This is a genomic window from Desulfoluna spongiiphila, from assembly GCF_900101345.1.
Lineage (GTDB): Bacteria > Desulfobacterota > Desulfobacteria > Desulfobacterales > Desulfolunaceae > Desulfoluna > Desulfoluna spongiiphila.
Genome location: NZ_FMUX01000004.1, coordinates 258,177 through 273,439, shown reverse-complemented (window position 1 = coordinate 273,439; position 15,263 = coordinate 258,177). Strand labels below are relative to the sequence as shown.

Below are 15,263 nucleotides of genomic sequence, written 5' to 3'. Positions count from 1 at the left end.
GGCTGATGGAAAAAGTAAAGCGTCTCAGGCTGTTGGTGTGCCTTGTGATGGTTGCTCGTTGTTCCGGAAGGTGCCGGGAAGCCAAGGCTCTCGAAAAAAACGAAATAGCTTTCAAAACCTGTTTGTCAAACTTTCTGAAAGTTTGGCCCCCGGCAGGGTCGCCGGAGGCGCATTTTTTTACTTGTCTCCCTTCCTCAGGGATGAAATAGTTTCGTGGCATATTCACCCCACCTGAGGAGCGACACCATGCGATACGAAGGACAGATTTTCAGGCCGTTCAGCGAAGCCAACAGCTATTTGCTGCAGTGCACCGTCGGGTGCTCCCATAATAGGTGCACCTTTTGCGGGATGTACAAGGACAAGCGCTACCGGGTGCGTTCCATGGACGAGATCATGGAAGACATCCGCATGGCCAAGGCGCATTACGGGGACCTGGAGAAAGTGTTCCTCTGCGACGGGGACGCCATCGCCATGGAGACCGATGCCCTCCTCGAGATTCTTTCAGCCCTTTACAAAACCTTTCCCTCCCTGCGTCATGTGGGCAGCTACGTGGGACCCCAAAGCACCCTGGCCAAGGGAGACGATCTTTCGGTTTTGCGGGACGCCGGGCTGACCAAGGCCTACCTCGGGGTGGAGTCCGGGGATGATGCCGTGTTGGCCGCCGTTAAAAAAGGGGTGACGGCAGATGAGATGCTTGAGGCCGGTCAGCGCCTGGTGCAGGCTGACATCAACCTCTCCTCCATGGTGCTGCTGGGCATTGCCGGAACCGGCGAGGCCGCACGCCGACACGCCGAAGCAACCGCCGAGATCACCAACCGCATGAATCCCCGCTACCTCGCAGCTCTGACCTACACCCCGGTGCCGGGGACCGTGCTTTTCAATGCCTGTGAAAAAGGTGAGCACCTGTTGCCCGATCCTTTCGAGACCCTGGAAGAGATGAAGACCATCTTCGAGAATATCACCATCGATCATCTGAAATTCGTGGGAGCCCACGCCTCCAACTACCTGCCGGTGAGCGGGGAGCTGCAGAAGGACAGGGCCAAGATGCTGGCAACGGTGAATGAGATCCTTGAAACGAGAAATACGGGGGCGTTACGGAGTGAGGCGGCGAGGGGGCTTTAGAGCAGTGAATAGTGAATGGGTAATAGTGAGTAGGGAATAGGAAACAGGTCATAGGCAATAGGGGGAGGTCAGGGTAGGATGTTTCGTTGTGATCAATGGTTGACCCTCTGGATGGGGTTGATTTGTTGATGTGACCCCGGCAAACTCACCTGAATTGTTTGATTTATAAAAACAGTTGACAAATGCCTTGAATGCCTTCAAAGTTAACCAACTTTTATTTTTATGATGATAAGGACACCAAACGTGCTCAGCCTTAACAACATTCAGATGACCGCTTCAAACGCCGACGTTCGCGTGGTGGGTGTGGTGGTGCATGTGGTGGTGTGCTCCGGCTGAGACTTTGCTCCCATAGATTGAGACAAAGCCCGGCCGGATCAACCGACCGGGCTTTTTTTATATCTTTAACAACCTCGACTCAACCCAACGGACCTTTTTGATGATGACCATTTCAACCCCCCATATCACCCTGACGATTACCACCCTCGTGGTGTGTGTGGTGGTGGTGGTGGTCTGCGTGGGCAGGCCGGGGTGAGACGAGACGCAGAGCAACGCTGATCACAACCCCGGCCGGAACCAACCGACCGGGGTTTTTTTATGCATAGATTTTGGCATCCGGCACGGCGGCCGGAAACGCACGCATGATTTCATTTAAGGAAAGGAGAGAACCATGGAGTATTCAGGAGCAGAAATCGTTATCAAGCTTCTCGAACGGCAGGGTGTTGAGTGCCTTGCCGGGATCCCCGGCGGCACCAACCTTCCCCTGTACGACGCCTTGCGGGAGAGCCCCATCCGGCATGTCCTGGCCCGGCATGAACAGGGGGCAGGCTTCATCGCCCAGGGCATGGCCCGATCCACGGGCGTTCCGGCTGTGTGTTTCGCCACCTCCGGCCCCGGTGTCACCAACCTCATTACGGCCATTGCCGATGCTCACCTGGATTCGGTACCCGTGGTTGCCATCTCCGGCCAGACGCCCATGAGCCTCATGGGCACCGACGCGTTCCAGGAGGTGGACACCTTCGGCATGAGCCTGCCGATAACCAAGCACAACTTTCTGGTCCGCAGCGCAGGCGAACTCCTTGAGGTGATCCCCGAGGCCTTTCGCATTGCCATGAGCGGTCGCCCCGGGCCGGTCTGGGTGGATATTCCCAAAGACGTTCAGACGGAAATGCTTCACATCGATACCTTTCCGGAGACGGGCACAAAGCTGTGCCCGTCATCCCCCCGGGAGGACGTCCTGATTGCCGCAGCTGAGATGATCAACGGGGCGGAGCGCCCCGTGTTCTATGCGGGCGGAGGCGTCGTCAACTCCGGGGCCGGGGCCCGGGTGAAGGCCCTGTGCGAGAAGGCGGGGATCCCGGTGGTCACCACCTTGATGGGCCTGGGGCTCATGCCCGCCGACTCCCCGCTCTCTCTGGGCATGCTGGGGATGCACGGGGCGCGGGCCACCAACCTCATCCTGGACCAGGCGGACCTGCTCATTGCCGCGGGCGTTCGGTTCGACGACCGCGCCACGGGTCGCATCGCCGCTTTCTGCCCCCATGCCCGCATCATTCACATGGACATCGACGAAGCAGAGATCGATAAACTCAGGCCGTCGGATTGCAGCATCCAGGGGGACGCCGGGGAGATTCTTTCCGGTCTGTTGCCCAGGGTGGAGGGAAGGGCCAGGCGGACGTGGGACGCCTCAGTTGCTTCTATGAAAGAGACCCACCCGACCCCGGCAGGCGATTTGGACGACGCCAAGCCCCCGGCCCTGATCCGGCGGATCGGCCATCTTGCCGCAAGGGATGCGTATGTCGCAACCGACGTGGGCCAGCACCAGATGTGGGTGGCCCAGCACTATCCCCATCACGAGGCAGGCAGGCTCCTTACCTCCGGGGGCCTGGGCACCATGGGGTTCGGCCTGCCCGCCGCCATCGGGGCCGCCCTTGCAAACCCCGATTCCCCGGTGATCTGTTTTTCCGGTGACGGCTCCATCATGATGAACATCCAGGAGCTGGCCACCCTGGCCGAGCAGGACCTCAACGTAAAAGTAATCGTCCTGAACAACGGGGCCCTGGGGCTGGTCCGCCAGCAGCAGGAGCTGTTCTACGGGGCCCGTTACATGGCCTCACAGTACGATCGGAACCCGGATTTGTCGGCCATCGCCCGGGGGTTCGGTATCCCGGGGCGCCGCCTGCCCCTTGCCGCCTGTACCGACGGGGCCCTGGCAGAGTTTCTCCACTCCCGCGGCCCGGCCCTCCTGGACATCACCATCCCCCAGGAAGCCAATGTCTACCCCATGGTTCCTCCGGGAGCCGCCAACACCCGTATGATCGAGGAAGGAGCCACCCATGACTGATTGCACATTGACCCTCACCGTGTCCAACCACCCTGGGGTTCTCTCCCGGATTGCCGGCCTGTTTGCCCGGCGTAACTACAACCTGGACGGCGTCTACGTGGTGGGTCTCACCGGCACCACTGATAGCCGCATGCAGCTTCTGGTCAACAAGGATGAGAGGCTGCCCCAGATCATCAAGCAGCTGGAAAAACTCTATGACGTTCGGGAGATCTCCGTGGAAGAGGGCCGGGATATGCCCATCTGTTTTCAGCATCCAAAGGCAGGGTAGGTCGAAAAACAGGCCTCCGCCGGCAAGGGGGTACCACCTTGAAAGCGGGATTGCGAATGCTTTGCAGCTGTCGGTACTCAGGGCACCTTGCGTCCGCATTCGCGTGAAGGGTGAAGGGGGCCTCGTACGTCGCAAGCGCATGAGCTGCCGGCTTCATCGCCCGGAGAAGGGGGCGCGGCATAAACCCGTTTGAATGGAGCGCCGCACTCCTGTGCGGCATGAACAGTGACGCCACCACAAAAAAAGCCGCACCGGAATGCGGCCCTTCAGAACATGTTGGTTCAGCCACAGTCGTGAATTCACGGATACCCATGATTGAACAGAACGGCCTTGATCATCGTTTCGGCGAAGTCCATAAAAACCACGAGTTACCCTTGGCCGAAATTGCATGGGAAGAAAACGTAAATCCGGGCATGGATCCCCGGTCACCTGGCGATACAAAAGGTGGCGAGTTTCGAACAGTAAAACGACACAACCGAATCCATTTTCTCAGTCAGCCGGGGAAGACGAGGAGGGACGAAGGCTATCATGCTCTGTAGCGTTTCTTCCATCCTGCCCTCGTCATTCCCGCCTCGCCCTCGTCATTCCCGCCTCGCTTTCGTCTTTCCCGCCTCGCTCTCGTCTTTCCCGCGAAGGCGGGAATCCATGGTCATGATGAGACACTACCGGGTTTTATGATGCGGATGGTGATGTCAATGCGAAGGTGGCTGATACAATGACCAAGGCCAACAGAACCAAGACACCGGCCAAGGTTTGGCCCCCGGCAGGGCTGCCGGGGGCATTTGGGGCGGTATTCTTAGCGGTCTGTTGTCTCGATCAGTGTAGACCCGTCGTCCGGGGTATGTTTCCAAAGATAATGGTGCGTATCATCTTGGGTTGAGTAGAGGAATTCGTTTGCGCCGGTCGGTTCCGTGTAAAGGATGTTTCTTTCCGGGTTCCTTTCGCTTACCTCTATGAGCGCATCGCTCGTCCCCGGTTGCATGGCATATACTTGATAGTCAAGCGATGAGGCATAGCGCCAGACACTAAAATAGAAGGTGTCGGCGACAACGCGAATGCCCCCCCTTACCTGATTGAAATCGGGCAGTGTGTAGAGCTTTCTGACCTCAACGGTTCCTGCTTCGGTGCCGTTCGAGGTCCAGATCGCATCATTCATTATAAAATAGGGGGTTCCATTCACGGCAAACATCTCTTTGACGTCCAAGGATCCTTGTCTTTCCATGGCTTTTACCAATTGTGTGCCATCCACGGTGCCGTTGCTCTTCCAGAGGTCCCTGTGGTTGATGGTGTTTTCGCCATCCGTTGTCTGGTAGTGGGCAAAGAAAAAGAGCAGGCCACCGGCTTCGGTCAGTTTCCATGGCACCTTTTCGAACCCTTGGAGCAGCTGGGTTCCGCCAGGGGTGCCGTCACTTACCCAGAGACCGCAGGCGTTGCCGTCTATCTCATCGGAGGCGATGAAGAGCTTTCCACCGGCGCTGGTGAGGTGTCCATAAATGTCCAGGGACCCTTTTACCAGAGTCGTGCCGCCTGCAGAACCGTCACTTTTCCACAGGGAGTCCGGGCTGCTATGCCCGTTTACGTAAAAAAAGAGCGTGTCGTCGATGGTTTGCAATTGCTGGATGTTTCCGCCTGAAATGGATTTCACCTGGGTGGTGCCATCTTCTGTGCCGTCAGTTTTCCAGAGGGCCGTCTCTGTTGATGTCGGGGCAGTTCGGAAGTAGACCCGGTCCCCCAGTGTCGCAAACGAGGAGTATGCGGCATGTGTCAGGCTCTCTTTCAGGGGGGTTGCTCCTTCGTCAAGCGTTGCGGTGAACAGTCGCTGGTCTACGTTGCCGTCGTCATAGGTGTAATAGTAGCGATTGCCGGACTTAAACGGCTGGATGTCGAAGGAGACCGAGTCGCCGTTCGGGTTGGCGTCGTTTAACAGGGAGCCCGTGCTTCCGTCCGTTTTCCAGAGTTCGGTGCCGTGGGTGCCGTCGGCAAAGGGAATGAGGATGGAGGGCTTGTGGTAAATGGTGAACTCCTTTTCACTGGTGTAGGTGCCGTCACTGACGCGGAGGATCACGCGCTGGGTCAGGAGGCTCTCCGTATCAAAGTCGCCGGTGGTCAGGGTGACGGTGCAGTCATAGCCTCCGTTAGCGTTGGGCGTTGAGGTCACAGAGGATACGGTGGTGCCGGTGTACCCACCCGGGGCATTGACCGAGACGATGCGGGCCGTGATGTCCAGTTCGTTTAAGGGGGTGTCCCTGTCCGTGACGGTAAAGGAGAACGTCAGGGGTTCGGAGGCGCTGACCCTGACCCCCGTGTTGAGAATGGCTCCGGTGATCTGCGGGCCTTTGTAGGCGAACCCGTCATACAGGCTCAGCAGGTGGAGGGTCGTGCCTTGAAAGCCCAGGGCCAGGTCACGGTCGGTGTCTGCAAACTCGAATCGCCCCATTTTTTCGGTGCTCCGGTACACATCGGTATCGTCTCTTCGGGGGCTGACGGCGGATTTGAGGTACCCGGAGCAGGTGAGGCCATCGGCACAGTAGTAGGCCCCGTCCGGGTTGTAGCGAAGGGACGGGACATTCTGGTAGGAGGACCGGTCACCGAAGTAGTACGCGTCGGTGAACGTGTCATACCGGAGCTGGAAAAGGAGCCGTCCCAGTCGCAGTACAGAGGAGGAGCCGTCAACGGTTGCCACGCATTGCAGGTCGTTGACAAGGTCCCTGAACGAGAAGATGCGTTTCAGCGGGTAATACGATTTGATATCGTTTCCGTTTGTCGGCGCGTAGAAAATATCCTGGGCGTCGGTGAGTTCGAGGCGGTGGCTGTCGTTGATGGCAAAAAGCAGCAGGTCGTTGCCCACCAGTTCAAACAGGCAGTCCAGGTTGTCGCTGGTGCAGGTGCGCTGGACCTCTTCCCAATCGGGCCACCAGGCGTAGCCAGCCTCGCCGAACAAAAGGGTCCGTGTCATGACCGCCACATGGGTCTCATCCAGAAATTCGATGCTTGTCAGCGGCGCACCGTTGCCGAAGGAGTTGGATGAAAGACGGGTAATCTCTGTGGTCTCCCCCATGTCTTCCGCCAGGTCGATTTCATACAAATTCAAGTGGGTGTAGGCGGGGGTCTTTTTGTCCGTGCCGGCATAGTCCGTGGGCACAAAGGGCACCATCAGGCGGGTTCGGCTGGGAGAGAGCTTTGCCTTTAAGATGCTGTACACCGGGTTGCCTTCGGCGTCTTTGATGGGTTCGCTTTTCTCAAGGGTCATGGCTCCCGAAGCATTGTATGTCACGATCATAAGCCGTGCGCCTTCATGGTGGGATATGGCAAAGAGCAGTCGATTTCCCGGAAGGAGTCGGACCAGGGGCAACTCCTTTGTCGAGAGCGCTTTGGATGAGGCCAGGGCCTGGGCGATGGGCAGCAACTCGCCTGTGAACGCGCTTACATCATAGGTGAACCGGTTCGTCAGGTAGTAAGACGGTCCGACGCCATACTCAACCAGGCTTGCGTTTTTGAGGTTCTCTCCCACGATGGCCGCGCCGTTGTAGACATCCAGGAGACGCCCCGTGGCAGGGGTGCTTGCAACCGATGTCATGTTCATGGAGTAGGTGTCCCGACCGCTTCCCATGACCCCTAAGTCCAGGGAGGTGTCCACCCTGGGGTGGGGGATGCTCATATCCCCTAAGGTGAGGTTGAGGGTCAACGAGACCAGGGCGCTGGGCCTTCGGTTGCGGTTGTGGGCTTTCTGGCGTTCAAAGTCAGGGCTCAAGGGGTTTTCCAGGGAGAGCTGATTGCTGGAGTTGTAGATGGGGTATTCGGTGATTGTGAGCCGATAGTTGTTGCCGCCGAGGAACGCCCATGTGTAATCGGCGTGTTTGTTGAAGATCTCTTCCAGCGGGATGGTCTGGCTGAAGACGCCGATCATGTCGTCGTCTTCTACGCTGATGGCGTCATCTTCCATAACGGCCAGCTCCACGTAGACCGCGGCGGCGTTGTATCCGCCCCCCGAATAGAGAATCGTATCGGGTGTTTCCAGGGTCTGGCCATCTTTTACTCCCCCAAATCGCAGGTAATTCCAGCTGTGGTTCCCATCGATGATGGCCTCACTCTCGGTGAACACCGCGTGCAGGGCGTCTCCCTCCTGGGGCTTATCGCTCACCACCCCCACAAAGGGGAGCATGTTGATCTCAGCCGTGTTGCCGGCCTCTTCGTAGTTGGAGATGATCTTCACCCGGTCAAGCACAACCTCCAGATTGGCCACGGGAACCGAGCTTACCCGTTTGAATTCCACCTCCGCCCGGGTTTTTTTGTCGGTGCCCAGTAAGTATTTGGCGTTGGATTTTAAGACGTTGTTTCCGTTTCCGGCAGAGCCCGCATTCCCATAATGGGCGATGAGGCTGTCCAGGTCATCAAAGAGATCCCTGCCTTCCGTCAGGGAGTTGATGTCGCTGTGTGTTTTTAAGCGTTGTTTGGCCTGGTCGATCTTGCCTTCCCGGATCAGGCTGTATACCTCTTCGGCTTCCGCCATCACTGCGGCCCCGCCAATGGCCGTCGAAGTCCCCGCGATGATTTTGTAGACATCGGCCACGCTGCCCAGCTGTTCATAGTCCAGGTTGAGGAGCAGGTCTGTGTTTTTTGCAAACTGCAGCCCCGAGCTCGAAAGGTTGGCGCAGTCGCAGGCAATTTGCGCGTAATTCAATTTCTGGCCGTAGGTGTCCACCTCGCTGTTTTGCTCCGGCACCCCGGACATGAAAAAGGTGAACGCGTCCTGATGATGCAGGCCGTAAAAGGGGTCGCTGCTGGAGTACCGGTTGATGCTGACCCGGGCGCTGCCCAGGGGGTCGTCCAGGGCGGCGAGTTCCACGTCATGGAGATCGTCCACCAGGTCCACCGAATCACAGATCATGCCCACAAAGTTGCCGGTCACGATGTTGAAGGTCTGGCTGGCCAGATAGCTGACAAAGGCCCAGTTTGCGGCGTTGGTGTCGTAGACGTCCTGGTCGCTTGCCGTGTAGTCGAAGGTGATGGGCAGGGTGCTTTTGATGAGGCGATCCAGGGAGACCCCGAAGATGGGCCGGTTGGTCTGGATGATGACGGGGATGCGTGGGTAATCCCCCCTCAGCGCTGCTGCGATGCACTCGGCGTCTCCCTCTTGGCAGGCTGTAAACTCATGGGTTTTGTAGGGCACCCCGTCGTAGGGGAACTGGGCCGTGTCCACCTGCACGGTTCGATCTTTCCAGTTTTGGTACAGGTCGTAATAGTTGGATAAGAGGTTCAGGTACTCGACATCCTGGTACTGGCGTTGCATTTTCTTGGAGAAATCGGTCATGACCACCCGGGCCTTGAACTCGTCGGGGATGGGCTCGGCCATGTTGTAGGGTCCCAGCTCCCCACGGATGCAGACGGCCGACTCCCCGTTCTGGTCGCGGCACTCGTAGATCTCCGGGTCGTTCTGATAGTCAACGCTGTGCTCCGTCTCGTAGCACCGCTTCAAAAGGTCAAAGAGGTCTTTGTACTTGAAACACTCTGCCTCGGGCTCGAATTCTCGGCCTGTTTTCTCGGATTTTGCCCACGCCTGCCAGAGCGCCACCCGCTCGTTGAGTTTGTCGCCGCTGGCGATGATGTCGTCGATGTAGGATGGGATCACGAGTTTGGGGGCCATGCTGGTGTTCAAGTCTATGGTCACCTCGCCTTCGTTGAAGGCACCGGTTTCCCCCTGGGTTTTCAGGGAAATGGTCTTGACGATGCCGAGCATGAACTCTTTGGTCTGGACATCGGGATCGGTGGTGACAAGGGGGGTGAGGGTGAACATGGTCTCGTCGTCGGGAAGGAGCTCTTTGGCTGAGAGCCCCGTGATTTTTTCCGAATGGACGGAGACGCTCCCGGACGGCAGGATGTCCAGGCGCCAGATGCCGGAGTCTCGGTCCACAGGGTGACTCAAGCCATCCTGGTCGCCCGTGTAGACATCCCCATACGGCGAATAAAGGAGAAAGGTAAACCCTTGCGCTGCATCGTCGGACTCTGTTTTGAACGTGAGGTCCAAGGTGTCCAGATGGGAGTTGAGGGTACTGAAGGTATACGATTTCGGTTTGAAATAGGTGCATGAATTGAGGAGCTCGGCCGGTTGCCCCGTGGTCAGGTACTCTGCGCCGTCCACAAACGCTCTTTCGGTGAGGCGCTCGGGCTTGATGATCTCCATGAGCGTTACACTGTACGCGGTGCTGGCACCGACAAACCGGAAGGGTTTGCAACGGTTCTCGTGGGTGATGGGCAGGTAATAGACGTGCGCGTCCGTGGCGGTGCCTGTGCAGAGCGTTTCCCCCTCACTGTTTTCAATGGTGGCTTCCCTGCTGGCCACGATGACGGCGATGCCGGTCTCAGGAATGGAGACCACCGCATCGTTGCCGTCTGCGTGGACGATAACGGTGTCAACGGGCTCGCCGGGTTGGGCAATGGCCATGGGCAGGCCGGGCAGTGCGGCCATGGCGCAGGCATCGTTGGGTGACGGCTCCGTGCCGATGCCGCCGGTCGCCTTGAGTTCGTCCACGGCATTGACCAGGGTGTAGCCAGTGGACGGGGTGCTTCTCAGGGCCTTTGTCAGGGGCGTACGACGAACCGGGATGTTCTGGGCTTGCTGATCCAGGTTGCCAAAGTTATTGACGATCTCTGTTTTGCTGAAGGCGGCTTGCAGGGCAAGGAAATCGCCCATGGCCAGGGGCGCCTGGCCGCGCAGGCGCAGCTTCCTGTTAAATGTCTTTAATTTTGCTTCATTGAGCTGAGCCAGAGCGTCTGAGGAAGCCTGGATCGGAAAAATCTCAGGGTCCGGGAGCTGGACACATTGTTTGGTGGCAACCGGAGAATAGGGAAGCTGTTTCAGCCTGGAGATCACAGCTTTGGAGACACCCTGTTTTTCGAGTTTTTTGTATTCGATGTTCTTATTGTTTTGTTTAAGAACCGTTATGATTTTTTCAGTCGGCAACGCAGGATTCTCGTTGCGTATCTCGACCGTCAGGGCAACAACGCCCGATTTGGAAATTTTGTTTTTTACGTCTTCATTGGTGGTGAGGCCAATGGAGGCCAAAACCCCATCGGGGTCCTGCAAGGCCACCGGGGCGCTTGCCGCCGGTGGCTCTTCATGTGAACCGCCCCCGCCGCCGCATCCGACCATCAGACATGCGATGATGAAAAGTGACAGGAATCTGTGGAAGGATATGTGTTTTAAACGATACATTGAGGTCTCCTGAGGGCATTGATTGGTCATGCACGGGATGTGCATTTATGCCAAGGGGCGGCCTGGAGGGCGTTTCCCTGTCTTTTTGCTATTTTTCAAAGAGTGTCGCGATATTGCCCAGCAGCGACCCTTCCTCTCTCTCATCGCCTCCAACGGACGGGGCGTGATCGATGATGCGGTCCGCCATGCGGGAGAAGGGCATGCTCTGGAGGTAGACGGTGCCGTGTCCTTGCAGGGTGGCCAGAAAGAGCCCCTCGCCGCCGAAGAACATGGATTTCAGGTTCCCAGCCTGCTGGATGTCGTAGTCGATGCCCTGGGTGAACCCCACGAGGCAGCCGGTGTCCACGAGGAGCTTTTCTCCGTGGAGCTCTTTTTTGACGATGGTCCCCCCGGCGTGCACAAAGGCCATGCCGTCGCCGGTGAGTTTCTGGAGGACAAACCCTTCGCCCCCGAAAAAGCCCCGGCCCAGCTTCTGGCTGAAGGAGATGCCGATGCTGGTGCCAAGGGCCGCGCATAAAAAGGCGTCCTTCTGGCAGTAAAGCGTGCCGCCTTCCATGCCGCTTAAGTCCACGGGTATGATTTTTCCCGGGTAGGGCGCTGCAAAGGCGATGTGTTTTTTCCCTGCCCCGGCATTGGTAAAGTGGGTCATGAAGATGGACTCGCCGGTGAGCACCCGTTTTCCCACACCCTTGAGCAGGCCCATGATCCCACCTCCCTTGGGTTCGGTGCCGTCGCCCATTTTGGCTTCGAACCGGATCTCTTCTTCCATGTAGTTCATGGCACCGGCTTCGGCGATGACCGTCTCGCCGGGGTCCAGCTCCACCTCAATGATCTGGATGTCGTCGCCGATAATGGTGTAGTCGATTTCGTGGCTCTGCATGTGTTGCTCCTTAATAAAAAATAGGTCGTAATCAGCCGGTGGCTGTGTGGGACATGGTCAAAATGGAATGGTTACTCGCCTTGGCCGGACGGTCCGAAGAGGCCCTGCATCTGGTTCTGGAGGGCTTCAAGGCCGCCGTTTTCCTGCATCTGTCGAAAGGTTTCCATGGCCTCGCCCATGTCATCCATGGATTGCTCCTGGCGGCTCACCGGGCGCTCTCCGGCAAGAAGAGACTGGAACATCATGTGGATCTGGTTTCGGATTACGGCATCGGCCGCGGGTTCGTGGCGGATGTCGGCTCCCCGGGGCAGGGCGAATTTTTCCGTGGGGACCCTTTTCTTCTCGATGCGGGTCACCTCTTCATGGATCTGCATGCCCATGATGCTGCCCGACACCTTCATGGGAAAGTCGGTTCCGGCAAGGGTGAAGGTTTCGATGCCCAGGGCCGTGACCTTGTCGCAGGCATACCCTTTCAGCTTCACCGCTTTTTTTTCCACGGATCCGCTCATATCCCCCACCATGGTGATGCCCATTTTATCGCTGTTTTTAACGAGTTTTTTCTGCTCCTTGCGGGAGAGGCGGCCAAACTCCTCTTCGATCACCTTCTTGGGGTTGATCTGCCGGGTGCCTGTGTTGTCTCCCAAGTCCACGGTGTAGACCCACTCCGGGGTGGTGAGGGTGAGTTCCCGGGAGTTCATGGGCACCCCGAAACTCGACCCGGATTCGGTGTGGTAGGCGGCAGTGGTGCGGCCATGGTCTTTGACATAGACCGTCTCTTTTCCCTGCATGGTCCCCGAGATTTCATAGGTGACCACGGCTTCTTTGAAGGGCAGCTTTCGTGTCCAGGGATTTTCCACGGCATGCACCGGGGCTGAAAGAAAAAGAATCATGACAAAGGTCAGTAGTGCGTGTTTCATGGGGTCTCCTGCATGTAATGGTAACGTTGGCGGATTCGCCGCGTGGCGGGAAAAAGATAGGAGATTTATTGAATTAAGTCAATGTGTTGCGAGTCACTTTTGGTGTGTCCGCACGTCACTGTTTTGGACGGGAATGGAGTGACTCAGGTCATCGGGCGGTGACGCCGGTCATAAAAGGGGGAGAACTATTCAGCTTATGCCTCCGGCGGCAAGGTAGGGGCTAAACATTTAACCCTCCTTCGTCCAAGGGCTACGGCGCGACAGGAAAGTTTAACAAACAGGCCTTAAGAATTGTCGGCCTTGATCATCGTTAAGGCCACCTTCACGTTTATCGCACCACCCGCATCATGAAGCCCGGCAGTATCCTATAACCAACATGGGTTCCCGCCTTCGCGGGAAAGACGGTACAGAGTGTGATGTCCTTCGCACCTCTTCGTCTTCCCCGGCTGCCCGGGAAAAGGGGCCGGTTGTACCGTTTTGCTGTCCGGCACCTGCCACCTTTCGTATCGTCAAGTGACCGGGGACCCATGTCCGGAATTACATGTTCCGTCTGCAGTATGGTGACCAAGGGTAATTCGCGGTTTTTATGGTACTGGCCGAAACGATGACTAAGGCCGAATTGTCCTTGAGTCAATGTCATCTTAAAGGCGAATGTGATTTTCCCTGAGGAACGAAGGGGAAAGCGCATTCGCAACCTGCTTTCGAGGTGGCTCACCTCGCCGCCGGAGGCCTGCTTTTTCCACCGGCTTTAACCATAGGAGGCCGCTTTTTAAGAGCTGCACAGTGACGTTGTATGTTTGATTTTAGGGCAGGTCTTAAGAAACTGAGAGGTCACCTTGACGTGGAATGGTGATGCGGGTCATGAAACCGTCTTCGGAGCTGAAGTGGGCCTCGCCTCCCAGGGCGCGGGCGCGTTCCTCCATGCCCAGCAGGCCGCTGCCCGGAATGAGGGGATGGGCCCCTTTTCCGTTGTCCACGGCCATGAGGTGGGCGTGGGTTTCACGGATCTTGACGGAGAGAAAGAGGCGCGTGGCGTCGGCGTGCTTGAGGCAGTTCGTGATGATTTCGGTGCAGGTGCGGTGAAGGGTGGTGTAGAGGGCGGGTTCCAGGAGATAGATCATCCCCTGGAGGTTCAGGCTGGCATCCAGGCCGGTGTGGCGGGCCTGCTCGATGAGCTCGTCGATCTCTTTTTTCAGCTCTTCCCCGGTGACCCGGCCTGACTCCTCCTGGGACTCCGGGACGGCCTTGATGCCGGAGAGGCCGGTGTCCAGGGCGGTGACGGCATGGGTCAGGGACGGGAGCCCCCGGGTCGTGTCGTGGGGGCCGTAGATGCGGGCCACCTCCAACAGCTTGATGGCCGCCACCAGGGAGTGACCGATGATGTCGTGGAGTTCCCGGGCCACAAACTTTCGGGCGCTGCCTTTGGAGAGCTCTTTTAGCTGGCGGATGGTCTCGTTGACGCGCTTGTTCTTTTCCTCGATCTTTTCCTGGCCGGCCATGATGTCCGCCTGGATGGCCTTGTACTGGGTGACATTCCTTAAGGTGACCAGGAGTTGGCCTCCGGTGACGGTGCGGATTTTCCTGCAGGAGACAACAAAGGAGGCGTCTCCGATGCGTGCTTCAAACCCGGACTCTCCGGATTTTTCGAGCTGGTCCGGCAGCGTGGCCAGAAAATCGTCCATGGCGTGACCCGAGGCAAACAGGGACTGAAATGCCCCGTTGGTGTAGCCGAGGCGGAACCGCCGGTTGAAAAGGGCGATGGGCAGGTTGAGGTGGTGGGTGATCTCGTGGCGCATCAGGGGCGTCAGGGAGAAGAGGTCGTGGTTGAAGGTGGCGTACATAAAGAGCAGGGTCGACCAGGTGAAGACAATGGGGGTGATGTCGAAGATCACCGGGATGCGGGCCATGAAGGTGAGGGTGTGGAGCACCTTGGTGATATAAAGGAGGTTGAGGAAAAGGGGCACCAGGATGGCGGTACTCACAATCCAGGTCACCGCCCGGTTTCTGGTGGAAAATTCCTTTTTGAACCGAAGCCTGCAGTAGAAAAGGCCCACGCCGAAGTAGGTGTACTCGATGAGCATGTGTGCGTAGAACAGGGGGCCGAAGCTGTCTCCGTAAAAGTCGTAATGGCCGTAGAAGAGAAAGTGCAGCGGGTTGGTGAGGATCCAGGAAAACTGGAGCACGGGCAGCCCGTAGACCAGGGGGCGGATCTTCCGGGGCAGGCGGGTGCCCCGGGCATAGGCGTGCCCGAACTCAATGAAGGCCGCCTCCACCACACAGGTGCAGGCGTAGTAGCCGAGGATGAAGACCCACCTCAGGGTCACATCCGGGGAGACGGTTTTCAGGATCTTGAAGACCATCCACAGGGTCATGGCCCCCTGGAGTATCAGAAAGGCGTTGGCCGAGGGGTCGTCCCTGCGGCTCTTCATGGTGAAGACCGCCAGGCAGACCACCGAGAGCACGATGGCGATGATGTGGATGATGCAGATGGCTGAGATCTCTAATTGAAGGGTCGGAGACAC

General features: G+C 57.8%; 8 protein-coding genes. 4 read left to right on the top strand and 4 right to left on the bottom strand.

The window, feature by feature from the left end:
* The first annotated feature begins 246 nt into the window (after positions 1 to 246).
* The 4 genes from BLQ12_RS07920 to BLQ12_RS26940 all read left to right on the top strand — a co-directional run bounded on the left by BLQ12_RS07920 (position 247) and on the right by BLQ12_RS26940 (position 4,270).
* Complete coding sequence (locus BLQ12_RS07920; protein WP_092209996.1) at positions 247 to 1,122, top strand: radical SAM protein; 876 nt, start codon at positions 247 to 249, stop codon at positions 1,120 to 1,122.
* 667 nt (positions 1,123 to 1,789) lie between these two features.
* Positions 1,790 to 3,463, top strand: coding sequence for a biosynthetic-type acetolactate synthase large subunit (ilvB, locus tag BLQ12_RS07915; protein ID WP_092209994.1), 1,674 nt, complete (start codon positions 1,790 to 1,792; stop codon positions 3,461 to 3,463).
* A complete protein-coding gene (ilvN, locus tag BLQ12_RS07910) occupies positions 3,456 to 3,731 on the top strand; it encodes an acetolactate synthase small subunit (protein ID WP_092209992.1) in 276 nt (91 codons plus the stop codon). The genes ilvB and ilvN overlap by 8 nt, the downstream gene beginning before the upstream one ends.
* Before the next feature lie 311 nt (positions 3,732 to 4,042).
* On the top strand, positions 4,043 to 4,270 hold the full coding sequence (locus BLQ12_RS26940) for a hypothetical protein (protein ID WP_139163903.1): 228 nt from the start codon (positions 4,043 to 4,045) through the stop codon (positions 4,268 to 4,270).
* Positions 4,271 to 4,527: 257 nt separating this feature from the next.
* Here the strand turns inward: BLQ12_RS26940 and BLQ12_RS07905 are convergent, their stop codons facing one another.
* The 4 genes from BLQ12_RS07905 to BLQ12_RS07890 form a co-directional block, all read right to left on the bottom strand.
* A complete protein-coding gene (locus BLQ12_RS07905) occupies positions 4,528 to 10,944 on the bottom strand; it encodes a hypothetical protein (RefSeq protein WP_175469582.1) in 6,417 nt (2,138 codons plus the stop codon).
* 88 nt (positions 10,945 to 11,032) lie between these two features.
* Positions 11,033 to 11,824, bottom strand: coding sequence for a TIGR00266 family protein (locus tag BLQ12_RS07900; protein WP_092209988.1), 792 nt, complete (start codon positions 11,822 to 11,824; stop codon positions 11,033 to 11,035).
* Positions 11,825 to 11,895: 71 nt separating this feature from the next.
* On the bottom strand, positions 11,896 to 12,741 hold the full coding sequence (locus BLQ12_RS07895; protein WP_092209986.1) for a hypothetical protein: 846 nt from the start codon (positions 12,739 to 12,741) through the stop codon (positions 11,896 to 11,898).
* Between the two features lie 815 nt (positions 12,742 to 13,556).
* Entirely contained in the window at positions 13,557 to 15,263 is a 1,707-nt protein-coding gene (locus BLQ12_RS07890) for a histidine kinase N-terminal 7TM domain-containing protein (protein ID WP_092209984.1), read from the bottom strand.

Bases quoted from the DNA above. Each gene is read 5' to 3' on its own strand.
- BLQ12_RS07920 (WP_092209996.1), top strand. From the start codon at position 247: ATGCGATACGAAGGACAGATTTTCAGGCCGTTCAGCGAAGCCAACAGC.
- ilvB (WP_092209994.1), top strand. From the start codon at position 1,790: ATGGAGTATTCAGGAGCAGAAATCGTTATCAAGCTTCTCGAACGGCAG.
- ilvN (WP_092209992.1), top strand. From the start codon at position 3,456: ATGACTGATTGCACATTGACCCTCACCGTGTCCAACCACCCTGGGGTT.
- BLQ12_RS26940 (WP_139163903.1), top strand. From the start codon at position 4,043: ATGATTGAACAGAACGGCCTTGATCATCGTTTCGGCGAAGTCCATAAA.
- BLQ12_RS07905 (WP_175469582.1), bottom strand. From the start codon at position 10,944: ATGTATCGTTTAAAACACATATCCTTCCACAGATTCCTGTCACTTTTC.
- BLQ12_RS07900 (WP_092209988.1), bottom strand. From the start codon at position 11,824: ATGCAGAGCCACGAAATCGACTACACCATTATCGGCGACGACATCCAG.
- BLQ12_RS07895 (WP_092209986.1), bottom strand. From the start codon at position 12,741: ATGAAACACGCACTACTGACCTTTGTCATGATTCTTTTTCTTTCAGCC.